This is a genomic window from Ruegeria sp. BF6, from assembly GCF_056538665.1.
This window is the reverse complement of the sequence record NZ_JBQFTN010000001.1, coordinates 323,718-349,338: the sequence shown is the minus strand read 5'-3', so window position 1 is coordinate 349,338 and position 25,621 is coordinate 323,718. Positions and strand designations below refer to the sequence as shown.

The following is a 25,621-nucleotide window of genomic DNA, read 5'->3' as shown; positions in this document are numbered from 1 at the left end:
TGCGGCTGGCTGGGAAAAGAGCACTGGTGACCGGTGGCCGCCAGGGCATTGGGCGCGGGATTGTCGAAGCCTTCCTGCGCGAAGGTGCGGCCGTCACGACCTGCGGACGTGGCCCAAGGCCCGAGGGGTTGGCGGACAGCGTGATCTGGTATCCGTTGGACGTCACCGACGCAGCCGCTGTCGAAGAACTGGCCAACACGACAGACGGTACAGATATCCTAGTCAACAACGCAGGCGTTCAGATTGAAAAGTCCGTCACCGACAGCACGGACGCCGATTGGGATGTGGTGATCGGCACCAATTGCCGGGGCGTGTTCAACATGTGCCGCGCCTACATCCCCCGAATGCCCGAAGGTGCGTCGATCATAAATATCGGCTCAATTTCAGGCCAGGTCGCCGACCCGTCGATGGCGCTGTACAACGCGTCCAAGGCGTTTGTGCATGGGCTGACCCGTTCGATTGCCGTGGACCACGGCCCCAGGATACGCTGCAACGCGATCTGCCCCGGATGGATCGAAACGGGAATGCTGGATGCTGGTTTTGATCAGGCGACCCATCCCGAGGCCGCGCGACAGGATGCTTTGGCCCGCCACGCCACGCGCCGCTTCGGCAAGCCCGAGGACATCGCCAGCATGGCGGTCTGGCTGGCCTCGGACGAAGCCGGATTTGCCACCGGCCAATTGTTCACAGTGGACGGGGGCCTGACGGCCGCCTCTCCCCTCAACCCGGGACTGTTCTGATGGAGTTCTCACACACGGCTTGTTTGGGTGGCGGCACCATCGGTGCCAGTTGGGCATCGCTGTTTCTTGCCTCGGGGCGCTCAGTAGCGATGTATGACACGGACCCGGACGTCGAACGGAAAGTGCGGACCTATATCGAAACCGCCTGGCCCACAATGACTCAGCTTGGGTTGGCTACCCAAGGCACGCCCGACGCCATCACGTTTCACACCAGCGCGGCCCAAGCGGTCGAAGGTGCGGCCTTCGTGCAGGAAAACGTCCCCGAACGCCTACCGATCAAACACGCCACCTTTGCCGACATTGAACCTGCTCTGGCCCCCGATGCCATTGTCGCCAGCTCTGCCTCGGGGCTGACACTCAGCCAGATGCAGCCGGGGTGGAAGGACCCTGCGCGATTCGTTCTGGGCCACCCGTTCAACCCACCGCATCTAATCCCTCTGGTCGAGGTTTTGGGCAACGAGCATACCGCCGATGGTGTAGTTGATGCGGCTGAGCGCTTCTATCAGGCGGTCGGCAAAACCACGATCCGTCTGCACAAAGAGGTGCCCGGCCATGTCGCCAACCGTCTTCAGGCCGCGATCTGGCGCGAGGCGATCAGCCTCGTGGTGTCTGGCGTCGCCTCGGTCGAGGACGTGGACAAGGCCGTCTGGGCCGGACCGGGTCTGCGATGGGCGGCCATGGGACCGACCATGCTGTTCAACCTCGGGGCGGGAGAAGGTGGGTTACAGGCCTTCTGCGACCATTTCACGGATACCTTCAACGGCTGGTGGGATGATTTGGGCCAAATCTATCTGACCGATGAGGTCACCCGCATTCTGACACAGGGTGTCGAGGCCGAAGCGGCGGGCAAGTCCCCGTCCGAACTGTCCAGGACAAGGGACGCCCTGATCGTTGCCATGCAAAAATCGGTTGCCGGATTGCGGTGACCGCCATGCCGTCAACGTCCGATGATGATATCCGCACAGAGGCCACCCAGCCGTTCGCTTTTGCTCAGGCGCAGCACGCCGCCATGGGCGCGCGCGATATCCGACACGATGGCAAGGCCCAGCCCGACACCGGTACCCTGATTCTGATTGCGCGCCGGATCAAGGCGCGAAAAGGGTTTCACCGCCTCGGATCGCTGGCTTGGAGGAATGCCCGGCCCATCATCCTCGACCCGAATACGTATGGATTTCGGAGAAATCGATAGGCTGACATCGGCACGCTTGCCGTATCGCACAGCGTTCCCGATAAGGTTCTCAACCGCGCGCCGAATGGCGGTAGGGCGCAACATGGCCGTTCCTTCCCCGTCGACCGAGATCAGATCAGCTGCATACCCCGCCCGCCCCGCATCTTTGACGATCTGTCGCAACAGGGCTTCGGGATCAACGGATTCGGGCGATCCTTCTGCCGCTCCACGCGAAAACTCGAGGAAAGCGTCCAGCAGCAGCTGCATCTCATCGACATCCTGTTGCAAGGGCGCGGCCTCATCCTCGGGCAGCATCGACAGGCCCAGTTTCAGACGGGTCAGCGGGGTTCTGAGATCGTGACTCACCCCTGACAGCATCATGGTGCGTTGCTCCATCTGGCGTTCGATACGGGCGCGCATATCCAGAAAGGCACTGCCCGCTGCGCGCACTTCGATGGCGCCGCCCGGTGAATAAGGCACCACCCGACCCCGGCCAAAGGCCTGCGCGGCCTCGGCCAGACGGGTGATCGGACGCAATTGATTGCGCATGTAGAGGAACGAAATTGAGGTCATGATGATCGCAAAAAACAGCATCGTCACGATCAGCTGATGTGGTGCCACCGGGGAAAGGCGGCGGCGATCAAAGGTCAACTGCAACTGGCCAAGATCGGTTTGCATATAGACGCGCGCCTCTTGCCCGCTGGGCAAAGCAACCGCAGCAAGGTCCGGCAACAAGGCGCGCAGATCCGCTTCGACCTGCGGTGCGATGAAATCGTACCAGCGGCGTCGCCCAACTGTCGGCTCTTCGTTGATGTCCAGAAAGCGCGCCTTCATATCCAGCGCCTGCAGATCGGGTCGGACAGCCGCCAACGCTTGTTGCTGCGTTTCGGTTGCATTCACCTCATCAACCACCAGCATCACCTCGCGCGAGGCCGCCCGGGTCATTTGCGCAGTGACATCTTCAAGATGCTTTTGCAGGAACGCGACACCTACCACCAAAAGCAGGACGACCACTGGCAGAACCAGTATCAGCGCAGCACGGGCATACAGGCTGCGCGGCATATAGGGTTTGAGCCATTGCGCGGACATGCGCTAAACCTAACGGGCTGTTACGACAAGAGAAAGAGCACAGAATGCAGGCCCCAGACGATTTCGACCCACCCGCCGGCCCAGCCGTTGAACTGCAACCGGGTTTGCGCCGCATTCTGGCCCCGAATCCGTCTCCTATGACCTATCGCGGGACCAATACCTATCTATTGGGAACCGGCGATCTGGCGGTGATAGACCCCGGGCCGCTCAATAATGCGCATCTGGAGGCGATTCTGGATGCCTTGCAGCCCGGCCAGCGCATCAGTCATATCATCGTCACCCACAGCCATCTGGACCACTCTCCGCTGGCGCGCCCACTGGCAGAGCGCACCGGTGCGCCTGTTCTGGCCTTTGGAGGCCCCGAGGCCGGTCGCAGCGCGGTAATGACCAAATTGGCCCAAGGCGGGTTGGCGGGCGGCGGCGAAGGTATCGACACCGCTTTCCGCCCGAATGTCGAGCTGCCCGACGGCGCGCAGATCACCGGCGATGGCTGGCAGCTTGAGGTGATTCACACCCCCGGGCACCTGGGCAACCACATCGCTTTGGGCTGGGGCAACGTCTGTTTCACCGGCGATCACGTCATGGGTTGGGCCAGCTCACTGGTCTCACCCCCGGACGGAGACCTGACGGATTTCATGGCCGCCTGCCATCGCCTGCGCGCGCGCGAATGGTCGGTGTTTCACTCCGGTCACGGCGCCCCGATTCCCGACCCCGCCACTCGGCTGGACTGGCTGATCAATCACCGCCTGACGCGCGAGACACAGATTCTGTCGGCACTTGATGACCAACCCGGCACCGCACGTGATCTGGCCAAGCGCATCTATGTGGAAACTCCGGCCGCGCTGTTGCCAGCTGCTGAAAGAAACGTTTTCGCGCATCTGATTGATCTGCTTGGAAAATCAATGGTCGCCACAAATGGAGCGTTATCCGCCACGACCCGTTTTCACAGACAATCCTGAGGGCGCGGAACTTTTTTGGGAAAACGTCACATTCCCCTCTGGACGGCGAAAAACCGGGTTGTTATACGCGCGTCAGTTCCGGCGTAGCTCAGCGGTAGAGCAGTTGACTGTTAATCAATTGGTCGTAGGTTCGATCCCTACCGCCGGAGCCAATATCCTCAATTGGTGACTCGGTTTTTTGCTCAGAACACTAATGTGTTGCGCAGGGTTTGTTGGAGAAACAACCCGTAAACCGACCTTCTCTGATTTACGCATTTTGAGTATGAGTTCACTCTAATCAACTGGCGACACTCATGTGCGTTTCACGATAGCCTGTTTACTGGAAATACCTATTCAAATTCAGAAAAAAAGCCTGAGTTGAAAAACCTAAGGCATTGATAATAAGCGAATAATATGGATCAACTTTTCAGCCGGAACCTGAAGAGGTTCTACTGTGAATATCGCCATACGACCTACAAGTTCGGGTTTATTCAGGAATTCCTCAGCAACTTGCATTCGCGGACGATCTCCGTAGTCGTCAAACAAAAGCGTTACGGGGCGTTTAATATTGAATGCTGTAGCCAAGGCGCAACCGACTCGGAAACGACCATCGACCAGAACTACATCAGGGTGCTTGAACCCTTCGCTTTGCCAAATTGACAAAGGGTACCTTGGATACAGATCCGCCCTATCACGGTTTGCGGGAAAACCCCATTTTTTGGTTTGGCCGATATTTACCCACGAAATACTGACCTCAGTTCCTGAGTTAGGTGGGTTTTCCTGGAACCAACGTCGCATTTTGCGGGCCCATCTCCGGTCGCTTTCGACACTAAAAACAGTTTTTGCCTCCATCTCTCCGGCCACCACGGTTGAGCCGCCCGACCCGTATTCGAGGATGACAGAAGCCCCCTCGTAATGTTCGCGAAGGGCTTGTTGGGCCTCTTCAGGCATGGTCAAAACAGGTTTTTCAAGTTCGGCTGTTTTCAAGTCGTTCTCCAGTATTTCTTGGCAATTCACACCTGACGCCGGAATGCTAAGCGAATGGCAAGCCTTTAGTGTATTTATATTGCAAGTCCTCCCACCACAATGAACGCAACTGGAGTGTTTTTCAGGCCTATGCAGAGTGTCTTGGCGCCAAGGCGGTTGCTGGCCTGACAGGAAGCGGTCAAAGCCTCCTGGGGTGTTGAGTTATTCCAATACTCTAATCAACGTTTTCTTCGAATATGATCTCGAACGTGGCTGCAAGGTCGCAGATTTTCGACTAGGTGATTTTTCCAAAAAAATCTTGAGGACCTCTCTGGACGCCGCATAAACAGGTTGCTATACGGCGCGAACCGTTCCGGCGTAGCTCAGCGGTAGAGCAGTTGACTGTTAATCAATTGGTCGTAGGTTCGATCCCTACCGCCGGAGCCAAATCCCCATGTTTTTAAGATCAGCCCGTCAAGGCGCCCTCGAAATCCGCACGTAGATTTCGTTTCAGGACTTTCCCCGTGGCGTTCAAGGGCAACGCATCGACAAACACCACCTTGTCCGGCACCTGCCAATTGGCGATCTTGCCGTCGTAGAACGCCAGAATCTCTTCTTCGGTCGGCTCTTCCCCTTCTGCTTTGACCGCGACCAACAGGGGGCGTTCGTCCCATTTCGGATGCGGTACACCTACCACGGCGGCCGTCGCCAGTTTGGGATGTGCGACGGCGATGTTTTCCAACTCAACCGAACTGATCCACTCACCCCCGGATTTGATGATGTCTTTCGAGCGGTCGCGGATGGTCATGTACCCGTCGGGGTCCAGCGTGGCCACATCTCCGGTGGCGAACCAACCGTCCTGCAACAGCTCCTGATCCTGCATCTGGAAATAGCTGTCCAGCACCCAATACCCGCGCACCAGAAGATCGCCCTGAGTTTCGCCGTCATGCGGCAGGTCATTGCCACCGTCATCCACGATCTTCAACTCGACGCCGTAACATGGCCGCCCCTGGCTTTCTCTGAGCCTGTGTTGCTCATCCAGCGGCAGGTTTCGATGTTTGGCCAAGGGGTGGTTTGCGGTACCCAGCGGGCTCATCTCGCTCATGCCCCAAGCGTGGACGGTGTCTACGCCATAGGTTTCGCGGAAGGTTTCAATCATCGACGGCGGGCATGCGGCCCCGCCGATAACCGTGCGCTCAAGACTGGCAAGCGTAGTACCGGATTGCGCGGCGTAGGCCAGCAATCCCTGCCAGATTGTCGGCACTCCCAAGGCCAGGGTGACACCATATTTGTCGATCAGCTTCACCAAAGCCTCACCATGCAAATCCGGCCCCGGCAGCACCATGCGCGAACCCGACATCGCGCAGGCATAGGGCGACCCCCAGGCATTCACATGGAACATTGGGACCACGGGCATCACCACGTCCATCGCCGAGAACCCGATCACGTCGCGGGTGTTCGACCCAAAGCTGTGCAGCACGGTCGAACGATGCGAATACAGCACTCCCTTGGGGTTCCCTGTCGTGCCGGATGTGTAACACAGGCTGGACGCGGTGTTTTCATCGAAGCTGGGCCATTCAAAGCCCGCATCGCCAGTTTCGATCAGGTCGTCATAGAATTGGACGCCGGGGATCTGGGCGACCGCTTCGTCATTCCGCGGCCCCATCAGGACGTAGTGTTGAACTTCGGTCAGATGCTCGTGCAATGCAGCAACAAGCGGAATGAAGGTCGCGTCAAAAAACAGCACCCGATCCTGCGCGTGGTTGATGATATAGGTCAGTTGCTCGGGAAACAGGCGCGGATTGACCGTATGGCAAACGAAACCTGCGCCCGATGTGGCAAAATAGATCTCCAGGTGCCGTCGGTTGTTCCAGGCCAGGGTTCCGATCCGGGCCTGTGGCTCTAACCCCAATGCGGTCAGCGCCGATGCCAGTTTTCGCGCGTTGTTCGCAACTTCTGTCCAGTTTGTCTCGGTCACCGTACCGTCGGTTTCGACCGAGATGATCTCGGTCTGCCCGTGATATTTGTCGGCGTGATTGATCAGCGACGAGATCAGCAAAGGCTGCGTCATCATCTGTCCCAGCATGGGCGTCCTCCCTTTGGTGGCCCCGCTTCTGTGTGGCGGAACCATTTATTGCCTGCGCCGGAGCTTACGAATGCCCGGGCGTTATGGCTCTTGCTTGGGAGGGAATCCTGCCGACTATTTATTTTTCTGACAACAAAAGAATGCAGCCCGCCGCAGCAACAGCCTGCGAGGTTACGCTTACTTAATCCCTGTGGCGCATCGCATAGGCGACCAGCGCGGCGGTCGAACCGTCCTTGCCGTCCGCGCTTGCCTCACCATCCACAATCGGCCCAAGCGAGGTCGCCAGCTCCTTACCCAACTCCACCCCCCACTGGTCAAACGAGTTGATCCCCAGCAGCACCCCTTCGACAAAGACGCGGTGTTCGTAAAGTGCAATGATCTGGCCCAGCACAAAAGGCGTCAGCTTCGGATAGATCAGGGTCGTGGACGGCCGATTGCCCGGGAACACGCGGTGACGGGCCTGACGCTCCAACTCGTCGCCTTGCAATCCCTTGTCGGCCATGCGCTGCCGCGCCTCATCCAGCGACCGGCCGCGCATCAGCGCTTCGGACTGGGCCAGGCAATTGGCCAAAAGCAACCGGTGGTGGTGGGCCAGTTCGGGCTCATGCCCCTCGGCGGCGACCATGAACTCGCAGGGGATTACGTCGGTTCCCTGATGGATCAGTTGATAAAACGCGTGCTGGCCGTTGGTGCCGGGCTCGCCCCAGACTACCGGGCCAGAGGGCAAGGTAAGCGAGCTGCCATCCATGGCAACGGACTTGCCGTTTGATTCCATCTCGAGCTGCTGGAAGTAGGCCGGCAGGCGCAGCAAGCGCTGATCATAAGGCAAAACCGCTCGACTGGTGTGGCCCAGAACCTGCCGGTGCCAGATGCCGACAAGCGCCAGCATCACCGGCATGTTCTCCACCCAGTTCGCGGCCCGGAAATGCGCGTCCATCGCTTGCCCTCCGCGCAGGAAAGCGTCAAAGGCGTTAGAGCCAACAGCGATCATCACTGGCAGGCCCACCGGACCCCAGACCGAGTAACGCCCGCCGACCCAATCGGCAAAGCCGAACACGCGATCTACGGGGATGCCGAAGGCTTCGGTCTTATCCACGGCGCTGGACACAGCGGCAAACTGCTTGGACGGATCGCCCCCACCGTCCACCATCCAAGCCCGCGCGGTGCGGGCGTTGGTCATGGTCTCGATAGTGGTAAAGGTTTTGGACGCCACGATCACCAGCGTCCGCGTCGGATCAAGCTGTCGCAGCGTATCGGCGATGTGGGCACCATCCACATTGGACACATAGTGCAACCTTGGACCGTCGTGATACGGTGACAGCGCATGTGTCGCCATCACCGGACCCAGATCGGAACCGCCAATGCCGATATTCACCACATCGGTGAAACTGCCCCCTGCCCCGGTGATTGCACCACCGCGCACCTGTTCGGCAAAGACCCGCATCCGCTGTAGCGTGTCCAGCACGTCTGGCATCACATCCAGACCGTCAACCTCGACCGGACCACCGTCCAGGTTACGCAATGCCGTGTGCAACACCGCGCGCCCTTCGGTTTCGTTGATCTTTGCCCCCGAGAACATCGCCTCGCGCCGCTCGGCCAGCCCGGCCGCGTCGCATAACTGGATCAGCGCATCCCGGATCTCTGCATCGATTTGGGTTTTCGAGTAGTCGAACAACAGATCACCGGTCGAGGCCGAAAACACCCCGGCCCGGTTTGCATCCTTGCCGAACTGATCGAGGATGGTCTGGTCTTTCCGTTCGTTGGCCAAGGCGGTGAGTCTATCCAGTTGCATCGCGTTTACTCCGCCCAATGAACTGTCATGCCGCCCAGGACCGCCGCAATGGGCGCCTCTTCCGGCGGCAGGGACATGGCCTGTTCCAGCGCGTCTCGCTTGGCCGCGCCAAAGATAATCAAGTGTTTGGACAAGGCGCCGTCCAGAACCGGAGCAGTCAGCGTGATCCGGGGCTCAGGCTGCACATCGGTTCGCGCAACCGCCAGCGGGGGCGCGTGGCTGTCAAGCGCAGCCTCAAGCCCATCCATGCCTGGGAACAGAGACGCAGTATGCATGTCCTGTCCCATGCCCAGAACCAACACTGACAAGGGACGGATCGGCGCTATCAGGCTTTCGAGTTCCGGCAGCACGTCCTCGGGCTCTTCGCCGGGCACGTAAAGGGGGATGTATTGCGCCGACGAGGCGCGGTTGGTCAGCAGCCGCTCGCGGATCAGGCGTTCGTTCGAACGCTCATGGTCGCCGGGTACACAGCGTTCATCAGTGGGCAGAACTCGCACCCGGTCCCACTCTAAGTCTGCAGCGCACAAAACGTCGAAAACCGGGCCGGGCGTGGTGCCCCCCGGAACCGCCATCGAGACCACGTCATGATGCAGCAAGGCAGATTCCAGTTCGCCCGCCAACACATTTGCAACGTCGATGGCCAGCATATCCCTGTCGGCGTATTCCTGTAGTTTCATGGGTTTATCCCTTGCCAGCGGCGACCGTCTCGTTTCATCAGCAGCTCGGCGTCGCCCGGGCCAGTGCTGCCACTTTCATAGGGTTTGGGGACATCTCCACGCGCCTGCCAGCCCGCGATGATCGGGTCGGTCCAAGCCCAGGCAGCCTCGACCTCGTCGCCGCGCATGAACAGGGTCTGGTTGCCGCGGATCACGTCCATCACCAGCCGCTCATAAGCATCCGGCGGGTCCTGGTTTTCCGGTCCCAGCGCCTCGGCAAAACTCATGTCCAGCGGCACGTCGACCAGACGCATCCCCCCCGGACCCGGCTCTTTGATGGTCACCTTCAGCGTGATGCCTTCGTTCGGCTGCAGCCGGATCGACAACACGTTAGCGTGCCGCCCGGCATCCGCACCAAAGATCGAATGCGGCGCGTCCTTGAACATCACATTGATAACCGAGGACCGCGCCACCAGTCGCTTGCCCGTCCGCAAGTAGAACGGAGTCCCCGCCCACCGCCAATTGCTGACATGCGCCTTCAGCGCTACATAGCTTTCCGTAGTCGAGCGCGGATTGCCCACAACCTCACGATAGCTCGGGCCGTCGCCTTCGAACTGGCCGCGCACGATGTGATGCGGCTCTACCGGGTCCAGCGCGCGAATCACTTTCAGCTTTTCGTCCCGCACCGCATTCGGGTCAAACTTAGCCGGAGGCTCCATCGCGATCAGACAGAGCAGCTGCATCAGGTGGTTCTGCATCATGTCGCGCATGGCACCCGCGCGATCATAGTATTCCTCGCGCCCGTCGATGCCAACGGATTCGGCCACCGTGATCTGGATGTGATCGACATACTGGCTGTTCCAAAGCGGCTCAAACAGCATATTGCCAAACCGCACGGCCATCAGGTTCTGAACAGTTTCCTTGCCCAGATAGTGATCGATCCGGTAAATCTGTCCTTCGGAAAAGTGTCTGGCCAACGTCGCATTCAAGGTTCGGGCACTCTCCAGATCGTGACCGAACGGTTTTTCCACAACAATCCGCGTCTGCTCCGTCGCCAGCTTGTGTGATTTGATGCTTTCCGCCAAAGGACCAAATAAGCGCGGCCCGACCGAGAAATAAAAGGCTCGCACCCGTTCGACGGTCAGTTTTGCCGCCAGCAGGTCCCACCCCTCATCCGACAGTGCATCCAGCGGCACATAGTCGACACGTTGCAGAAAAGAATTCAGCGCATCGACATCCTGACATTGCCGGGGCGCATGACTGCGCAACGATTCGGCGACGATGTCCCTGAACGCATCCCGGTCATAGACGGCACGAGCGGCACCGATGATCTGCACGTTATCCGGCCATTGCCCCGCACAAAACCTCCGGAACAGAGCCGGAAGGATCTTGCGCTGTGCAAGATCGCCGGTACTGCCGAAAATGACCAGATCGAACGGGTCAACGGGTATGACACGAGAAACCATGTGTTTTCCCTACCTTACCCCTGCGGACATGTCTAATGTTAGCGCAATCATTTTTGGTATTTTTTTGCTCATCAAAACTCTGTCAGGTGCGGCGCGATGCCCTTAACTAACCGGTACTGAAAGGCTAAGTCACTTCTTAGACAGCACAGAACCGGATACCGGAATGAAAGACAACGCCCCTCAGAGCGCCAATAGCGGCAAGTTTCAGGACAAATTGGTGACAGCTGACGGGCAAACGCGGGCCTCCGTTGCGCTCAGCAATCCGGAAACGCTTTGGTTCAACACCGGTACCCTGTGCAACATCGAATGCCTCAACTGCTATATCGAAAGCAGCCCTACCAATGATGCGCTGGTCTACATCACCGCCGATGAGGTGCGGGATTACCTGGACCAGATCGAAGCCCGCAACTGGCCGGTTCGCGAGATCGGGTTCACCGGGGGTGAGCCTTTCATGAATCCCGAAATGATTGTCATGACCCAAGCCGCGCTGGATCGGGGCTACGAAGTGTTGATCCTGACAAACGCAATGCAGCCGATGATGCGCCGCAAGATGCGCGAGGGTCTGCTCAACCTGAAACGTGACTTTGGCGACAAGCTGACGCTGCGGATTTCGGTCGATCATTACCGTCCCGAATTGCATGACGAAGAACGCGGCAAAGGCAGCTTCGCCAAAACCCTGGTTGGAATGGAATGGCTGCGTGACAATGGCTTCAACATGACCGTCGCCGGGCGCACCGTCTGGGGCGACACCGATGCCGAAAGCCGTGCCGGGTATGAGGCGTTCTTCAAGGAACACAGCTTGGACATCGACGCGCAAAACCCCGGTCAAACCGTTCTGTTCCCCGAGATGGATGAGGCCGTCGAGGTTCCTGAAATCACCACCGCCTGCTGGGGAATTTTGAACAAGTCACCCGATGCCGTGATGTGCGCCAGCGCCCGAATGGTCGTGAAACGCAGAGGCGCAAACCGTCCGGCGGTTCTGGCTTGCACCCTGCTGCCTTACGCGCCTGAGTTCGAGATGGGTCATACTCTGGCCGAGGCCGAAGCAGACGTGCACCTGAACCACCCGCATTGCGCCAAATTCTGCGTTCTGGGCGGAGCCAGCTGCTCGGGTTGATCAATTCAGTTCGGGGGATTTCCAGAATTTCGTGCCGGACGCTCCGGCCGAGACCCGCCAGCCTTTCTTGCCCAACACAAAGAACGAGCGGCCATCGGTGAACCGCACGGTCTCTCCGCTGCGGTCTTCGCCGTACATAGCCCCGGTTTCCGCGGTCGCGTCGTAGCCGTGTTCAATGAATTTTTCCAGATCAGCCGGGGTTTCGAACAGGATCACGAATTTGGTCTCGAACCCGCCGATGCCCACAGCCGCGCCAACGCCGCCCGTCCCCATGTTCATATAGGTGTGTTGGCCTGTGTCTTTTGATACCGCCACCCCACGTCCATACCCGGCCGAGACCGGGAACACTGTAACCTTGCGCGAGTCGAACACCGCATAGCCTGCGCTGATGCCGAACAACTCGTCCGCCTCGGGGTTTTCCGCCAGTAGCTGGGTCAGAACCTCGCTGGCCATCAGGTCCAACTTGGCGCGGGTCTCTTCCGGCGTGGCCTCGTTCGTCACCAGATCGGCGGTCGAGTTGACAGTCTCGCTGACGACTTCAGCGCCTTTTTCCACGGTGTCACCCACCGCTTCGGCCCCGTGCCCGATGGCATCGGCCGCGTTTTCCGCACCTTTTTTGATTTTGTCCAGAACGCCCTCGGAGGCGGCAGGTCCACCGATCAACAAAGCGGCAGCAAAAAACAATACTCGGGACATAAAGCGAATCCGTATGTGACCAACAATTTGGTCGACACCATAACCCAAGCACTTAAAAAAAAACGCGTCTCAATCGTTACTGGCCAAAAAACATGGCCTGATACTCAATTTACCCTGAATTCACCCACCATATTGCGCCATTCTCCGGGCGCGATCATCTTGCGGTGCGTGAACCGGACCGAGTGCAGCGGGCCTTCAATCTCGCGCTGCCAGAACTCGACAAATTCGAAGAGCTTCGGATGGTCCGGTGCCAGATCGTAATCCTGCCAGATGAACGTGTTCAGAACGTGGATATAGTCAGGCATGTGGTAGAAGAATTCTGCGGTCGTCAGCCCGTACCCCTTGAGCATCAATTCGGTTTCGCTTTGCTCCATGCAGACCTCCAATTTTGTTGCAAGGTCTCTTCATAGTAGCACAAAAACCTCCTAATCCTTAGTTAACAATATGTTACTTTGGTGTTACCGGTGTTTTTCGTGCTTAAAAGGGTTGCTTGCTTGCACCTTATGTGCCGGGTCTGATAAGGTACATCCACAAGATATAGACCCAGAACAATACACGGGCAGTTTACGTGAGCGATACGCCAGATATTCCTGAAAACATGGATGAAACCCCGCCCGAGCGCCCCGTTTACGACGGCCCGACGGTGTCCATCGAATCCGAGATGCGCACGTCTTATCTGGACTATGCGATGTCGGTCATTGTCTCGCGCGCGATCCCCGATCTGCGCGATGGCTTGAAACCGGTGCACCGGCGCATCCTCTATGCGATGCACGAGACCGGGAACACCCATGATAAAGCGTACCGCAAGTCGGCCCGCCCTGTCGGCGACGTCATGGGTAAGTACCACCCGCATGGTGACAGCGCGATTTACGACGCGCTGGTGCGGATGGCGCAGGATTTCTCCATGTCGCTTCCGTTGCTGGATGGTCAGGGCAACTTTGGTTCGATGGACGGCGATAACCCGGCGGCCATGCGCTATACCGAAGTGCGGATGGACAAACCTGCCGCGTCTCTGTTGGCCGATATCGAAAAAGAGACGGTCGATTTTCAGGACAACTATGACGGCAAGGATCGGGAACCGACCGTCCTCCCTGCCCGTTTCCCAAACATGCTGGTCAATGGTGCCGGTGGTATCGCCGTGGGGATGGCGACGAATATCCCGCCGCATAACTTGGGCGAAGTGGTCGACGCCACTTTGGCGCTGATCGACGATCCGGACCTGACCTCGGAACAGCTGATCGAATATGTCCCCGGCCCGGACTTTCCGACCGGCGGTGTGATGCTGGGCCGATCCGGTGCGCGCAAGGCATATCTTGAAGGTCGTGGCAGCGTTATCATCCGCGCCAAGACCCGCGTGGAAGAAATCCGCAGGGACCGTTACGCAATTGTCGTGGATGAGATCCCCTATCAGGTGAACAAGGCCGCGATGATCGAAAAGATCGCCGAGGCCGTGCGTGAAAAACGCATCGAAGGCGTCGCCCACGTACAGGACGAATCCGACCGCAACGGCGTGCGTGTCGTGGTCGAACTGAAACGCGATGCAACGCCCGAGGTGGTGCTGAACCAACTCTATCGCTTCTCGCCGATGCAGACATCCTTTGGCTGCAACATGTTGGCCTTGAACGGTGGGCGCCCCGAGCAGCTTACTCTGCGCCGGTTCCTGACCTCGTTCATCGACTTCCGTGAAGACGTCGTCGCACGCCGCACCGCATACGACCTGCGAAAAGCGCGCGAGCGCAGCCATATCCTGTGTGGCTTGGCTGTGGCTGTTTCGAACGTCGATGAGGTTGTCGCCACAATCCGGTCATCCGCTGACGCGGCGCAAGCGCGTGAAAAGCTGATGACGCGCCGCTGGCCTGCATCGGAAATCGAAGGCTATCTGCGCCTGATCGACGACCCTCTGTCCAAGATGAACGACGACGGCACCTATAACCTGACCGAGGTTCAGGCCCGTGCCATCCTCGACCTGCGCCTCCAGCGCCTGACCCAATTGGGCGTCAAAGAGGTCACGGACGAGTTGGAAGAACTGGCTGCAAAGATCAAGGAATACCTGGATATTCTGTCCTCGCGCGAGCGCATCATGTCGATCATCGGCGATGAGCTGCGCAGCGTACGCGAGCAATTCGCCGTGCCGCGACGCACCGAGATCGTCGACTGGTCTGGCGACATGGAAGACGAAGACCTGATCGAGCGCGAAGACATGGTCGTGACCGTCACCTCGGGCGGTTACATCAAGCGCACGCCGCTGGCCGATTTCCGCGCCCAGAAACGCGGCGGCAAGGGCCTGTCTGGGATGCAGACCAAGGAAGAGGATGTAGTTACCAACCTCTTCGTGGCCAACACCCACACGCAGCTGCTTTTCTTCACAACCGACGGCATGGTCTACAAGCTCAAGACCTGGCGCCTGCCGCAATCGGGCCGGACCGGTAAGGGCAAAGCCATCGTTAACATCCTGCCAATCCCGACCGGAGTTTCCATCGCGGCTATCATGCCCGTGGATGTGCCGGATGAAGAGTGGGAGAACCTGCAGATCGTCTTCGCCACCAGCGCGGGCGATGTGCGGCGCAACCGTCTGTCGGACTTCACCAACGTTCGTCGCAACGGCAAGATCGCGATGAAGCTGCCAGAGGATGTGGAACTGGTAAATGCCCGCATCTGTTCCGAGGACGAAGACGTGATGCTGGTCACCAATTCCGGCCGCGCGATCCGCTTCCGGACTACAGATGTGCGCGTCTTCAACTCGCGCGAATCCACCGGTGTGCGCGGCATCAGGCTAACCAATGGCGACCGTGTTGTGTCGATGTCGGTGATCCGCCACTTTGAGGCGGGGCCGGATGAACGTGCCGCCTACCTGAAGATGCGCCGCGCCGTGGCTGGCATCGCCGATGATGGCGAGACCGATGAGGATGAAGCAACCCCCGGCACCATCACGCAGGAGCGCTATGCCGAAATGTCGGCCGCCGAAAACCTGATCCTGACGATCACGACGGGCGGCTCGGGCAAGCTCAGCTCCAGCCACGATTATCCGGTTCGCGGACGCGGCGGTATGGGCGTCGCGGCGATGGACAAGGCAATGCGCGGCGGCGCGCTTGTGGCCTCGTTCCCGGTCGAGATTGACGACCAGATCATGCTGGCCACATCCAAGGGCCAGTCGATCCGGGTGCCGGTGGACGGCATTTCCTTCCGATCCCGCAGCGCAGGCGGCGTGAAGGTGTTCAACACCGGCAAGGGCGAAGAGGTCGTCAGCGTTGCCTGGATCGCCGATCAGGGGGACGATGAGGCAGACGCCTAATGTTAACAAAGATGAGCGGCACAAAAGCCGCTCATTTTCTTTTCGGAAAGCAAAATGAAGCACCTCCTTCTTCCCATCACTGCTGTTTCTACCTTGGCCGCGCAACCTGTACACGCCGAAGAGTTGCTCGGGTCAGCATTAATAGAAGAAATCAGAGGTCAGCATTTTGACTGCATGATGGGAGAGACGCCTCTGGAATGGATCGTTTCAGACGTGACGCTGGACACCACGTCCATTCCTTATTCCGCTATCGTGCGGGGTAAGACAGTAGAGGCTGAATATAGCATAAGCGTCGAAGGTCGCCTCACCTCGGACGGATATGGCGATGAACGCCGGGTCGAAAAATTTGCCGATGGATCGCTGAGCGTTGCGCGTTCCGACGGACGTGTCATGAAATGCACAGCACGCTAAAGCGCCGGGCGCGTTCAGCCAGTACCGTTTTTTCGGTCACCAAGCGGGGTAGCCGAGGCCACCCAAATCATTTCAGACCGTACAGCACCCCAAACTTCTCTTCCAAATAGCTGAGCAACGGTTCCGGCCCCGGCTCCATCCCACCGGCACGACGGATGGTGTCGCGCGGGGCGTATAGGCCGCCGTGGCGCTGCAGGTTTTCGCGCAACCAGCCTGTTGCTCCGGATGTATCACCCGCGGCCAGTTGCTTATCCAGATCCGGTACCGCTACGCGCAAGGCCTGATAAAGGCAGCCAGCATAGACATTGCCCAGCGAATAAGTCAGGAAGTAACCAAACAGCCCGACCGACCAGTGCACATCCTGCAGGCACCCGTTTGAGGGCTTGTCGACCGCGTATCCGAAATCGGCCATGAACCGGTCGTTCCACGCGGCCTCCAGATCGCTGACCTGCAGGTCTCCGGCCATCAGGGCACGCTCCAGATCAAAGCGCAGCATGATGTGCAGGTTGTACTGCACCTCATCGGCCTCGGTGCGGATATAGCCGTTATGGACACCATTGACCGTGGCATAGAAGGCGTCGGCATCCGCGATTCCGAAATCGCCGAATGTCTCCACCATCTGATCGTAGAGCCAGCCGGTAAAGGCGCGTGAGCGGCCCAGCTGGTTTTCGTAAATCCGGCTTTGGCTTTCATGCACACCCATCGATACGCCCTGCCCCAACGGCGTCAGTGCAAAAGCCGGGTTGATGCCCTGCTCATAGGCGGCGTGGCCGACCTCGTGAATGGTCGAGTAGAAGCAGTTGAACGGGTCGGTCGCGCTGGTGCGGGTGGTGATCCGCACGTCCAGCCCGCTACCCGAGCTGAACGGATGTACCGCCTTGTCTACGCGTCCAGTATTCAGGTCATAGCCGAAGGTCGTCGCCAGTTTCTGCGACAAGCGCATCTGTGCCAGCTCGTCGAACTTTCCGGTCAGAGCTTGCGGCGCAGGTTTGTCCAGAACGGCTGCGCGCAGGGCCACCAAACGCGGGCGCATCTGGTCGAAAATTTCGGCAATCTGTGCGCCTGTCGTGTAGGGTTCGTAATCCTCGACCATGGCGTCATAGACATCACCGCCTTGCGCCAGCGCCGCGCCCTCTTCGCGTTTCAACGCGACAACCTCTTGCAGGACGGGCAGGAACGCGGCTACGTCCTCATCCGCACGGGCCTGCGCCCAAGTTCCCTGCGCGGCAGAAGTTACACGCGCGATGGCTTTTGCCAGTTCAGCGGGCACCTTGACCGTGCGTTCATAGGACCGGCGGATGTCGCGCAGTTGCGCGCGGGCAACGTCGTCTTGTGGGTCGGCCTGCTCTAGCCACTCGGCCACGCGCGGGTTGGATCGGCGGGCGTGCAGCACCGCCTCAATCGCGGCCATCTCCTCGGCGCGTTGCGGGGCCGCGCCGCGGGGCATCACCGTTTCCTGATCCCAACCCAACCGACCGGCAATCTGCCCGAGGGCCGAGGTTTCGCGCTGAAAGGCCATCAGGTCGTCATAGGCGGTCATCGGGGTCAGGCTCCGCGGATTGAGGTGGCGATTGGGTACGCGGTCAGGAACCGCGCGCGCAGGATCAGGGTCCAGACGACAACGGCCATGAACTGGTGGAAGATGGCCAGCTGCCACGGGGCCGCATAGACCACGGTCAGGATACCGATCACAATCTGCAATGACAGCGCCGCAAAGGCCGCGTTGAAGGCGAACCGCGTCTGCGGGTGCGCGCTGGTGCCGCCACGCCGCCAGACGATGATGGCGAAGATGAACAGCAGGTATCCCGCACAGCGGTGGATGAACTGCACCAGACCGGGGCTTTCAAAGAAATTGCGCCACATCGGTTCCAGCATTGCAGCATCAGGCGGCAACAACTGCCCGCCGATCAGCGGCCAGTCGGTGTAAGACCGGCCGGCATCGATCCCGGCCACCAACGCACCAATCAGAATTTGTAGAAACGCAAAGTGCATCAGGCCGGTCGACAGCGAGAACAGTTTCGCCTCTTTCGCGCGGCGTGCCTGCATCAGATCGCGTTCTTCGCGGCCCAGTTCAAAGATGTACCAAGCAAGGAAGCCAAGGATCACGAAGGCCAGGCCCAGATGCACCGCCAGACGATAGCTGGCCACAGCAATCATGCCTTCGCCCTGTGTCACGCCCGACGCGACCATCCACCAGCCAACAACACCCTGAACACCGCCCAATACGCCGGGGATCAGCAGTTTTCCGGTCCATCCGGTTGGGATTTTCCGCGCTACGAGGAAACCAAGGAACCCAAGCGCCCAGACCAGACCGATTACGCGGCCCAACTGGCGGTGGCCCCATTCCCACCAATATATGGATTTGAAATCACTGAGCTCCATCCACTGGTTCTGGATGCGCCACTGGTCGATCTCTTTGTACTTGTCGAACTCGGCTTGCCAGTCGGCCTCGGTCATCGGCGGGATGGCCCCGGTGATCGGACGCCATTCGGTGATCGAAAGGCCACTGTCGGTCAAGCGCGTCAGGCCACCGACCGCGATCATCACAACGACCAGCGCGAACAGGATCATCAGCCAGACGCGGATCGCACCGCGCGCGCCGCCCCGGCCCCGGTCAATCATGCCGGGCTGCACCGCCTGTTGTTTCTCGGTGTCCGAGACCTCTTCGAAGATGCTGCGCTTACCGCTCATGCCGTCCTCATGTCCTGATTTTCGTCGCAAGCTAGGGCCTGAGTGGAGATAGGTCCAGCCTCAGCCCTTTTCCTTCCAGCGGACCATCTGCCGCATGATCCCGTGCAGCATCTGTACATCCGCCCGCGTCATCCGCATCCGCGACCACAGATTGCGCAGGTTGGTCTTCATCCCTTCGGCCTTTTCCGGCGGATAAAAGAAGCCCGCCTCTTCCAGCCGGTCTTCGTAGTGTTCGACCAGCTTTTCAACCTCGATCCCGGTGGCCCAGTCGCCCTTGCCCAGATCGGTGGCCTCATGCACCACGTCTCCGGTCTGGCGCATCCATTCATAGGCAGTCAGCAGCACGCATTGGCCAAGGTTCAACGAGGCATATTCCGGGTTCACCGGCACCGAAATGATGGCGTTGGCCTTGGCGATATCTTCATTCTCAAGCCCTGCCCGTTCGGGGCCGAAGAGCACCGAGACCTTCTCGCCTGCCGCCACCTTTTCGGCCGCGATCTGCATGGCGCGCTCCGGGCTGAAAACCGGCTTGGTCAGGCCACGCTGCCGCGCCGTCGTGGCAAGGACAAAGGTACTGTCGGCCAAAGCACCACCCAGGTCATCGAACAGCTGTGCCTCATCCAGCAACCGCCCCGCGCCGCTGGACATCGCCACCGCCTTGGGATTCGGCCACCCGTCACGCGGCGCCACGATCCGCATCCGGTCCAGCCCGAAATTCCACATCGCCCGCGCGGCGGCACCGATGTTTTCGCCCATCTGCGGGCGCACAAGCACAAAGGAGGGCTGAGATTTGTCGCTGGGCATGGCTGTCTCCGGAAAACTTCGGGATGCTGTAATAGGCGTACCCCAACAGGGCAAGGCGCTGAGGTGGCAATTTACCCCCCGAATGCCATAAAAGTTTGCTTCCCCTGCGCAATCCGCTAAACCGCGCCAAAGACAAAAGACGAAGGACGCGCCATGGACACCCCTGAGCAGCCGCAGATTTACCTGATTACGCCTCCGGCCATTGCGCTCAGCACTTTCCCCGAGCAGTTGGGCCGCGTGCTGGACAGCACCGAAATCGCCTGTATCCGGCTGGCTTTGGCGGGCAATGACGAAGACACCATCGCCCGCGCCGCCGATGCCTGCCGCGAGGTGGCACATGCGCGCGACGTGGCGATCGTGATCTCGAACCACGTTCTGCTGGCGCAGCGTTTGGGGCTGGACGGGGTGCATCTGGACGACGGTGCACGCTCGGTTCGGGCCGCGCGCAAGGAATTGGGCGCGGATGCCATCGTCGGCAGCTTCTGCGGGGCGTCCAGCCATGATGGCATGACCGCCGGTGAAGCGGGCGCAGATTACGTGGCCTTCGGGCCGGTCGGCACGTCGACCCTAGGCGATGGAACCACCGCTGAAACGGACCTGTTCCAGTGGTGGTCCGAGATGATCGAAGTGCCGGTTGTCGCCGAAGGCGGCCTGACCGCTGACCTGATCCGCAAACTCTCGCCCCATACCGATTTCTTCGGCATCGGCGATGAAATCTGGTCGCAGGACGACCCCGTCGTCGCACTGAAGACCCTGACCGACGCGATGTGAGCGTTAACCCTTGCGCCCGCGTCGGGGCTGCGGCAAGAGTTTGGCATGACTCAGAACAGTGAAATCCTGTGTATCGGCTCGGTCCTGTGGGACGTGATCGGACGCTCGGCCAGCGCAATGCGGCAAGGTTCAGACGTGCCGGGGCGGATCACCCGCCTGCCCGGCGGCGTGGCCATGAACATTGCCATGACGTTGGTGCGCTTCGGCATGACCCCGACCCTGCTGACCGCCATTGGCCGCGACCCCGAAGGCGACGAGCTGGTCAACGCCTGCACCCGACTGGGAATGGTAACAGACCATGTCTACCGCTCTCAGGACTTGCCGACCGATCGCTATATGGCGGTCGAGGGCGCTAATGGCCTGATCGCCGCTATTGCCGACGCGCATTCCTTGGAGGCTGCGGGGGCCAAGATTCTGCGCCCTTTGATGCATGGTCCGTTAGGCAATGAGAATGCGCCGTTCGAAGGCCCCGTCGCTTTGGACGGCAACCTGACGCTGACCCTGCTGGAAGAAATCGCCCAAAGCCCGGCATTTACGCGGGCCGATCTGCGTGTGGCCCCGGCCTCACCTGGTAAGGCCGAACGCCTGTTGCCATTCCTGAAGCACGCCCGCGCGACGCTTTATTTGAACCTCGAAGAGGCAGGCATCCTGTGTCAGCGTGAATTCACGGATTCCGAGAGCGCCGCCAAAGGCTTGCTGGGCCGTGGTGCGTTGCGGGTGCTGGTCACGGATGGCGGCAACTCGGCCACCATTGGTAGCGCAGATGGAATCCTGACTCAAACACCACCGTCGGTTCTGGTCACCCGTGTGACCGGTGCAGGCGACACATTCATGGCTGCCCATATCGCATCAGAATCCGGCGGAGCATCTAACGAGGAGGCCCTGACCCGCGCTCTGAACGCCGCCGCAACATACGTATCCGGAGAAACCCCACTGTGATCGACATCCAATATTCCGCCGAGGTCCGGGCCGCAAAAGACTCAGGCCAACCCATCGTCGCGCTCGAAAGCACTATCATCACCCACGGGATGCCCTACCCGCAGAACATCGAGGTTGCGGCACAGGTTGAACAGGACATCCGCGACGCGGGCGCTGTTCCGGCCACGATTGCGGTGATTAACGGCAAACTGCACGTAGGCCTGGAAGCTGACGAGTTGAGTGCACTGGGTCAGGCCCAAGGTGTTGCCAAACTGTCTCGCGCCGACATGGCCGCCTGTATCGCCACCGGTGGCACCGGGGCCACCACGGTGGCCGCGACCATGATCGCGGCGCATTTTGCCGGGATCGAGGTCTTTGCCACTGGCGGCATTGGCGGCGTGCATCAGGGGGCCGAAACCACGTTCGACATCTCCGCAGACCTGCACGAGCTGGCGCAAACCCCGGTAACCGTTGTAGCGGCGGGCGCGAAAGCGATCCTTGATCTGGCGAAAACGCTGGAAGTTCTGGAAACGCTAGGCGTTCCGGTTATCGCCCATGGTCAGGACGAATTTCCTGCCTTTTGGTCTGCCCAATCGCCCTATGCCGCGCCCCTGCGCATGGACACGGCCGAGGACATCGCCAAAGCGCACGCCACCCGCCGCGCGCTTGGCCTGCCCGGAGGTCAGCTGATCGCCAACCCGATCCCCGCCGCCGACCAAATTCCAGCCGAGGAACTGGCCCCCATCATTGCGTCGGCCCAGGCCGACGCCGACACTCACCGGATCACCGGCAAAGGCGTCACGCCCTACCTTCTTCAGCGGATTTACGAACAAACCGAGGGCCGTTCGCTGACCGCCAATATCGCACTGGTGCGCAACAACGCGAAACTGGCCGCCGGGATCGCGCGGGCACTGAACGCAGACTGAGTGGCATAAGCCTATTGTACCAAGGCCCCGGACTGCTTAACTAAATCCGCAAACCGCTCAGGATCGCAATGAACACACCGTTTGACGAAGAACCCCATCGCCGTCCGGGCCTGTTTTCCCGGCTGCGCGCGTCGTTCCTGACGGGCATCGTCGTCATTGCACCTGTGTGGCTGACTATCTGGCTGATCTGGTCGGTAGTCGGTTGGATCGACAGCGCAGTTCTACCGCTGGTGCCGCAACGGTTCCAACCACAGGAATATGTAGGTATCAACCTGCGTGGTGTCGGGGTGGTCATCTTCCTGATATTTACCGTCCTGGTGGGCTGGATCGCCAAAGGCATTCTGGGTCGGTCGCTGATCCATTTCGCTGAAAGCCTGGTAAACCGAATGCCCGTAGTCCGCTCGGTCTACTCCGGGATCAAGCAGATCTCGGAAACGGTGTTTGCCCAGACCGAACGGTCGTTCGAGAAAGCCTGCCTGATCCAGTACCCTCGCCGCGGCATCTGGGCGATTGGTTTCGTCTCGACCACCGCCAAGGGCGAGGTCAGCGAACGCGCTGAAACCGGTGGTGAGCTGCTGAGCATTTTTGTCCCGACCACACCCAACCCGACCTCGGGCTTTCTGCTGTTCTTCCCCGAAGAGGACGTGATCCTGCTGGACATGTCGATCGAGGAGGCCGCGAAGCTGGTGATTTCCGCCGGGCTTGTCTATCCGAACGAAAAAGACCCGACGCAGCCGCCTGAGTGATCAGCCGAACATTTCGGGCAGGTTGACTGTGCTGCGCTCGCCAAGATCGGCCTTGTGATCATTGATAAACCGATGCGCCGCCGCGCGCCCTGCCTCTTTCAGCTTATGCAGGACCACCGGGTTCGGCACCGTCTTAGTCGCCACCGACAGATCGTTCATCAATTCGTCATCCGCAATCATGTGGATCAGAACGCGGCTCATTTCTCCGGCCTTCAGCTTCCCTTCGGCCAGCAGCCGCTGAACGAAACTGATCGCGCGCAACTCGCGGAAGAGGGAGGAGTTAAAGCTTATCTCGTTGATCCGGTTCTGGATTTGCTGCGGCGTTTTCGGCACCTCGTCGCGCTCCAGCGGATTGATGTTCACGATCACCACGTCATCTGGCAGATCATTGTTAAACAGCGGGTACAGCGCCGGATTGCCGGTATAACCGCCATCCCAATAAGCCTCGGTCCGGCCCGATTTGGGATCGAAGATTTCAACCGCCTGAAACAGTGTTGGCAGGCACGCCGAGGCCAAAATCGCATCTGTCGAAATCTCATCTCCGGTGAACACCCGAATCTTGCCGCTGCGCACACAAGTCGCGCAGACATGCAAACGCGGGCCTTCGTCGGCGCATATCTCATCAAAGTTGAACCGGTCCACCACCGGCTCCAGCGGGTTGCGGTAGAACGGACCATAGGCATAGGGCGACACCAGCCGCGACCAGGCGTCTCCGACCGAAAACGGCACAGAGTACTCCATCGCCTGTGCAATCTGCGCCGGCTCTATGGCCTGCATCCAGTTGGCAAGGCGCATGTCACCGACAGCACCCATCCGCTCCCACAGTCCATTCAGATTGGCGCGCGCACCGTCGCGCCCATCCCGGACCATGCCGGACTTGAAAGCCGCCCCATTGAGCGCCCCGGCTGAGGTTCCGGTGATCGCCGCAACCTCGATATCCTCCTCATCCAGTAGCCGGTCGAGAACACCCCAGGTGAACGCCCCATGCGCCCCGCCGCCTTGCAGAGCCAGATTGATCCGTTTCACTGTGGGTCTCTCTTTCGTTGAAGCCAAAGTAGGCGTTGCAGAAACGAAGCAGCCGCAATTCCAAAAACGATAAAACCCAGTAATCGATAGAGGGGAAAACTTTCAGCCGCATGAAGCCCGTCTGACAGTCCCAACCAAACATATGGATCAACCAAATAGGTCAAAAACGAAACTAAAAAGCCGAATGACACTAACGAAAACACCCATGCGATAAAACGCGCCGTCGCCACTTCTTCGCCTGATCCTCGTCCGAAATACTCAACCCAGCGCTTTTTTGCAGTGTTATCGTCGATACACCAAATTCTTCGACCCATGATGGCTGAAGCCAAAAATGCCGAAATCCCCGAAAAAATCGCGGCACCCGGTGCATCTCCAACGCTAACTTGCCATCCTGCGAGAGCAGCACTGACAATTACCCATAGCCATGGCTTAAATATTGCCCCGAAACTCAACGCTTGCTCCCTTGTGGCGTAATGATCAAAGGGCCGTCCAGCCACCATCCACCGAAATCGTCGTCCCGGTGATCTGCGCCGCTGCGTCCGAGCACAGGAACACCGTGGTGCCGCCCAGCTGTTCAACCGTCGCAAACTCTTTCGAGGGCTGACGTTCCAACATGACGTTCTTGATCACGTCCTCGCGGCTCATGTCGTATTCTTTCATCGTATCAGGGATCTGCGCCTCGACCAGCGGCGTCAAAACATAACCCGGGCAAATCGCATTGCAGGTGATCGGCTCCTGCGCGGTTTCCAGCGCCACGGTCTTGGTCATCCCGACGACGCCGTGCTTGGCCGCGATATAGGCCGCCTTATAGGGCGACGCCGTCAACCCATGCGCCGAGGCGATATTCACGATCCGCCCCCAACCAGCCGCCCGCATCATCGGCAGCGCTGCCGCCATTGTGTGAAAGGCCGAGTTCATGTTGATCGCGATGATCGCGTCCCATTTATCGACCGGGAACTGATCAATAGGCGCGACGTGCTGAATGCCCGCGTTGTTTACCAGGATGTCGCAAGCCCCTGCCTTTTCGATCAGCGCACGGCATTCGCCGGCAACGGACATGTCCGCTTTGATGTAACGCGCCTTGGTGCCGGTCTCTTGCGCAATCTCTGCGGCCAGCGCGTGATCTTCATCCCGGTCGGTGAACGAGTTCAGAACCACGTCGGCCCCGGCCTTCGCCAGCTCGCGCGCGACGCCCAGACCGATCCCCGAATTCGACCCCGTGATGATCGCTGTTTTTCCCGAAAGGTTCATGGGTTCTCTCCCTCAAAATCTGCTTCCCACGCACAGTGCCATGCTGCATCTGCAAAGAAAACGGGGAAACA

The 25,621-nt window shown here is 59.6% G+C and carries 24 protein-coding genes and 2 tRNA genes; 12 read left to right on the top strand and 14 right to left on the bottom strand.

The window, feature by feature from the left end; translation table 11 throughout:
* The first annotated feature begins 26 nt into the window (after window positions 1-26).
* Both ACR0IM_RS01760 and ACR0IM_RS01755 read left to right on the top strand, forming a co-directional pair.
* Window positions 27-740 carry an SDR family NAD(P)-dependent oxidoreductase gene (locus tag ACR0IM_RS01760; RefSeq protein ID WP_480680640.1) on the top strand — a complete coding sequence of 238 codons (714 nt, stop codon included), beginning with the start codon at window positions 27-29 and terminating at the stop codon, window positions 738-740.
* Entirely contained in the window at window positions 740-1,666 is a 927-nt protein-coding gene (locus tag ACR0IM_RS01755) for a 3-hydroxyacyl-CoA dehydrogenase NAD-binding domain-containing protein (RefSeq protein WP_480640298.1), read from the top strand. Before ACR0IM_RS01760 ends, ACR0IM_RS01755 begins: the two co-directional genes overlap by 1 nt.
* Window positions 1,667-1,677: 11 nt before the next feature.
* Here the strand turns inward: ACR0IM_RS01755 and ACR0IM_RS01750 are convergent, their stop codons facing one another.
* Complete coding sequence (locus ACR0IM_RS01750) at window positions 1,678-2,997, bottom strand: ATP-binding protein (RefSeq protein WP_480640297.1); 1,320 nt, start codon at window positions 2,995-2,997, stop codon at window positions 1,678-1,680.
* A 44-nt stretch (window positions 2,998-3,041) separates the two neighbouring features.
* On the opposite strand from ACR0IM_RS01750, the gene ACR0IM_RS01745 reads away from it, so the two are divergent.
* Both ACR0IM_RS01745 and ACR0IM_RS01740 read left to right on the top strand, forming a co-directional pair.
* Window positions 3,042-3,956, top strand: coding sequence for an MBL fold metallo-hydrolase (locus tag ACR0IM_RS01745; protein ID WP_480680639.1), 915 nt, complete (start codon window positions 3,042-3,044; stop codon window positions 3,954-3,956).
* 77 nt (window positions 3,957-4,033) lie between these two features.
* Window positions 4,034-4,108, top strand: a tRNA-Asn gene (locus tag ACR0IM_RS01740).
* 214 nt (window positions 4,109-4,322) lie between these two features.
* On the opposite strand, the gene ACR0IM_RS01735 is transcribed toward ACR0IM_RS01740, so the two are convergent.
* The gene (locus ACR0IM_RS01735) at window positions 4,323-4,922 is read right to left on the bottom strand and encodes a hypothetical protein (protein ID WP_480640295.1); all 600 of its coding nucleotides are present in this window, start codon (window positions 4,920-4,922) and stop codon (window positions 4,323-4,325) included.
* 351 nt (window positions 4,923-5,273) lie between these two features.
* On the opposite strand from ACR0IM_RS01735, the gene ACR0IM_RS01730 reads away from it, so the two are divergent.
* A tRNA-Asn gene (locus ACR0IM_RS01730) sits at window positions 5,274-5,348 on the top strand.
* Between the two features lie 19 nt (window positions 5,349-5,367).
* On the opposite strand, the gene ACR0IM_RS01725 is transcribed toward ACR0IM_RS01730, so the two are convergent.
* The 4 genes from ACR0IM_RS01725 to zwf all read right to left on the bottom strand — a co-directional run bounded on the left by ACR0IM_RS01725 (window position 5,368) and on the right by zwf (window position 10,901).
* A complete protein-coding gene (locus ACR0IM_RS01725; protein WP_480680638.1) occupies window positions 5,368-6,987 on the bottom strand; it encodes a long-chain-fatty-acid--CoA ligase in 1,620 nt (539 codons plus the stop codon).
* Between the two features lie 181 nt (window positions 6,988-7,168).
* On the bottom strand, window positions 7,169-8,779 hold the full coding sequence (gene pgi / locus ACR0IM_RS01720) for a glucose-6-phosphate isomerase (protein WP_480680637.1): 1,611 nt from the start codon (window positions 8,777-8,779) through the stop codon (window positions 7,169-7,171).
* Between the two features lie 5 nt (window positions 8,780-8,784).
* Window positions 8,785-9,456: a 6-phosphogluconolactonase gene (gene pgl, locus ACR0IM_RS01715; RefSeq protein ID WP_480589255.1), complete on the bottom strand. Its 672-nt coding sequence runs from the start codon at window positions 9,454-9,456 to the stop codon at window positions 8,785-8,787.
* Entirely contained in the window at window positions 9,453-10,901 is a 1,449-nt protein-coding gene (zwf, locus tag ACR0IM_RS01710; protein WP_480680636.1) for a glucose-6-phosphate dehydrogenase, read from the bottom strand. Before zwf ends, pgl begins: the two co-directional genes overlap by 4 nt.
* Window positions 10,902-11,064: 163 nt before the next feature.
* On the opposite strand from zwf, the gene ACR0IM_RS01705 reads away from it, so the two are divergent.
* Entirely contained in the window at window positions 11,065-12,018 is a 954-nt protein-coding gene (locus ACR0IM_RS01705; protein ID WP_480680635.1) for a radical SAM protein, read from the top strand.
* Here the strand turns inward: ACR0IM_RS01705 and ACR0IM_RS01700 are convergent, their stop codons facing one another.
* Entirely contained in the window at window positions 12,019-12,714 is a 696-nt protein-coding gene (locus tag ACR0IM_RS01700) for a lipid-binding SYLF domain-containing protein (RefSeq protein ID WP_480640291.1), read from the bottom strand. It lies immediately after the preceding gene.
* Between the two features lie 104 nt (window positions 12,715-12,818).
* On the bottom strand, window positions 12,819-13,088 hold the full coding sequence (locus ACR0IM_RS01695; protein ID WP_424833538.1) for an usg protein: 270 nt from the start codon (window positions 13,086-13,088) through the stop codon (window positions 12,819-12,821).
* Between the two features lie 194 nt (window positions 13,089-13,282).
* Between ACR0IM_RS01695 and gyrA the strand changes: the two genes are divergently transcribed.
* Together gyrA and ACR0IM_RS01685 are read left to right on the top strand one after the other, a co-directional pair.
* On the top strand, window positions 13,283-16,006 hold the full coding sequence (gyrA, locus tag ACR0IM_RS01690; protein WP_480680634.1) for a DNA gyrase subunit A: 2,724 nt from the start codon (window positions 13,283-13,285) through the stop codon (window positions 16,004-16,006).
* 54 nt (window positions 16,007-16,060) lie between these two features.
* Entirely contained in the window at window positions 16,061-16,417 is a 357-nt protein-coding gene (locus tag ACR0IM_RS01685) for a hypothetical protein (protein ID WP_480680633.1), read from the top strand.
* Window positions 16,418-16,484: 67 nt separating this feature from the next.
* On the opposite strand, the gene ACR0IM_RS01680 is transcribed toward ACR0IM_RS01685, so the two are convergent.
* Genes ACR0IM_RS01680 through ACR0IM_RS01670 form a run of 3 tightly spaced genes read right to left on the bottom strand, consistent with a single transcriptional unit; the run spans window position 16,485 to window position 19,912 of the window.
* Window positions 16,485-17,957, bottom strand: coding sequence for a carboxypeptidase M32 (locus ACR0IM_RS01680; RefSeq protein WP_480680632.1), 1,473 nt, complete (start codon window positions 17,955-17,957; stop codon window positions 16,485-16,487).
* A gap of 5 nt (window positions 17,958-17,962) precedes the next feature.
* A complete protein-coding gene (ctaA, locus tag ACR0IM_RS01675) occupies window positions 17,963-19,108 on the bottom strand; it encodes a heme A synthase (protein WP_480640287.1) in 1,146 nt (381 codons plus the stop codon).
* 60 nt (window positions 19,109-19,168) lie between these two features.
* Complete coding sequence (locus ACR0IM_RS01670; protein WP_480640286.1) at window positions 19,169-19,912, bottom strand: RNA methyltransferase; 744 nt, start codon at window positions 19,910-19,912, stop codon at window positions 19,169-19,171.
* A gap of 153 nt (window positions 19,913-20,065) precedes the next feature.
* On the opposite strand from ACR0IM_RS01670, the gene ACR0IM_RS01665 reads away from it, so the two are divergent.
* The 4 genes from ACR0IM_RS01665 (at window position 20,066) to ACR0IM_RS01650 (ending at window position 23,273) form a co-directional block, all read left to right on the top strand.
* Window positions 20,066-20,683 carry a thiamine phosphate synthase gene (locus ACR0IM_RS01665; RefSeq protein ID WP_480640285.1) on the top strand — a complete coding sequence of 206 codons (618 nt, stop codon included), beginning with the start codon at window positions 20,066-20,068 and terminating at the stop codon, window positions 20,681-20,683.
* Between the two features lie 45 nt (window positions 20,684-20,728).
* Window positions 20,729-21,622 carry a PfkB family carbohydrate kinase gene (locus ACR0IM_RS01660; RefSeq protein WP_480640284.1) on the top strand — a complete coding sequence of 298 codons (894 nt, stop codon included), beginning with the start codon at window positions 20,729-20,731 and terminating at the stop codon, window positions 21,620-21,622.
* Window positions 21,619-22,527, top strand: coding sequence for a pseudouridine-5'-phosphate glycosidase (locus tag ACR0IM_RS01655; RefSeq protein ID WP_480589277.1), 909 nt, complete (start codon window positions 21,619-21,621; stop codon window positions 22,525-22,527). Before ACR0IM_RS01660 ends, ACR0IM_RS01655 begins: the two co-directional genes overlap by 4 nt.
* Window positions 22,528-22,595: 68 nt before the next feature.
* Window positions 22,596-23,273: a DUF502 domain-containing protein gene (locus tag ACR0IM_RS01650; RefSeq protein WP_480589279.1), complete on the top strand. Its 678-nt coding sequence runs from the start codon at window positions 22,596-22,598 to the stop codon at window positions 23,271-23,273.
* Here ACR0IM_RS01650 and ACR0IM_RS01645 read toward each other — a convergent pair whose 3' ends face one another.
* From ACR0IM_RS01645 to ACR0IM_RS01635, 3 genes are read right to left on the bottom strand one after another with little or no spacing between them, the layout of a single operon-like run.
* Window positions 23,274-24,299 carry a patatin-like phospholipase family protein gene (locus ACR0IM_RS01645; protein WP_480680631.1) on the bottom strand — a complete coding sequence of 342 codons (1,026 nt, stop codon included), beginning with the start codon at window positions 24,297-24,299 and terminating at the stop codon, window positions 23,274-23,276.
* Entirely contained in the window at window positions 24,296-24,751 is a 456-nt protein-coding gene (locus tag ACR0IM_RS01640; RefSeq protein WP_480680630.1) for a hypothetical protein, read from the bottom strand. Before ACR0IM_RS01640 ends, ACR0IM_RS01645 begins: the two co-directional genes overlap by 4 nt.
* A gap of 25 nt (window positions 24,752-24,776) precedes the next feature.
* On the bottom strand, window positions 24,777-25,550 hold the full coding sequence (locus ACR0IM_RS01635; RefSeq protein ID WP_480589283.1) for a 3-hydroxybutyrate dehydrogenase: 774 nt from the start codon (window positions 25,548-25,550) through the stop codon (window positions 24,777-24,779).
* Window positions 25,551-25,621 lie beyond the last annotated feature (71 nt).

Coding starts and splice junctions, on each gene's coding strand:
- ACR0IM_RS01750 (WP_480640297.1), bottom strand. CDS start 2,997: ATGTCCGCGCAATGGCTCAAACCCTATATGCCGCGCAGCCTGTATGCC.
- ACR0IM_RS01680 (WP_480680632.1), bottom strand. CDS start 17,957: ATGACCGCCTATGACGACCTGATGGCCTTTCAGCGCGAAACCTCGGCC.
- ACR0IM_RS01635 (WP_480589283.1), bottom strand. CDS start 25,550: ATGAACCTTTCGGGAAAAACAGCGATCATCACGGGGTCGAATTCGGGG.
- ACR0IM_RS01650 (WP_480589279.1), top strand. CDS start 22,596: ATGAACACACCGTTTGACGAAGAACCCCATCGCCGTCCGGGCCTGTTT.
- ACR0IM_RS01745 (WP_480680639.1), top strand. CDS start 3,042: ATGCAGGCCCCAGACGATTTCGACCCACCCGCCGGCCCAGCCGTTGAA.
- ACR0IM_RS01695 (WP_424833538.1), bottom strand. CDS start 13,088: ATGGAGCAAAGCGAAACCGAATTGATGCTCAAGGGGTACGGGCTGACG.
- ACR0IM_RS01705 (WP_480680635.1), top strand. CDS start 11,065: ATGAAAGACAACGCCCCTCAGAGCGCCAATAGCGGCAAGTTTCAGGAC.
- ctaA (WP_480640287.1), bottom strand. CDS start 19,108: ATGAGCGGTAAGCGCAGCATCTTCGAAGAGGTCTCGGACACCGAGAAA.
- ACR0IM_RS01670 (WP_480640286.1), bottom strand. CDS start 19,912: ATGCCCAGCGACAAATCTCAGCCCTCCTTTGTGCTTGTGCGCCCGCAG.
- pgl (WP_480589255.1), bottom strand. CDS start 9,456: ATGAAACTACAGGAATACGCCGACAGGGATATGCTGGCCATCGACGTT.
- ACR0IM_RS01685 (WP_480680633.1), top strand. CDS start 16,061: ATGAAGCACCTCCTTCTTCCCATCACTGCTGTTTCTACCTTGGCCGCG.
- ACR0IM_RS01700 (WP_480640291.1), bottom strand. CDS start 12,714: ATGTCCCGAGTATTGTTTTTTGCTGCCGCTTTGTTGATCGGTGGACCT.
- ACR0IM_RS01660 (WP_480640284.1), top strand. CDS start 20,729: ATGACTCAGAACAGTGAAATCCTGTGTATCGGCTCGGTCCTGTGGGAC.
- pgi (WP_480680637.1), bottom strand. CDS start 8,779: ATGCAACTGGATAGACTCACCGCCTTGGCCAACGAACGGAAAGACCAG.
- ACR0IM_RS01725 (WP_480680638.1), bottom strand. CDS start 6,987: ATGCTGGGACAGATGATGACGCAGCCTTTGCTGATCTCGTCGCTGATC.
- ACR0IM_RS01665 (WP_480640285.1), top strand. CDS start 20,066: ATGGACACCCCTGAGCAGCCGCAGATTTACCTGATTACGCCTCCGGCC.
- ACR0IM_RS01755 (WP_480640298.1), top strand. CDS start 740: ATGGAGTTCTCACACACGGCTTGTTTGGGTGGCGGCACCATCGGTGCC.
- zwf (WP_480680636.1), bottom strand. CDS start 10,901: ATGGTTTCTCGTGTCATACCCGTTGACCCGTTCGATCTGGTCATTTTC.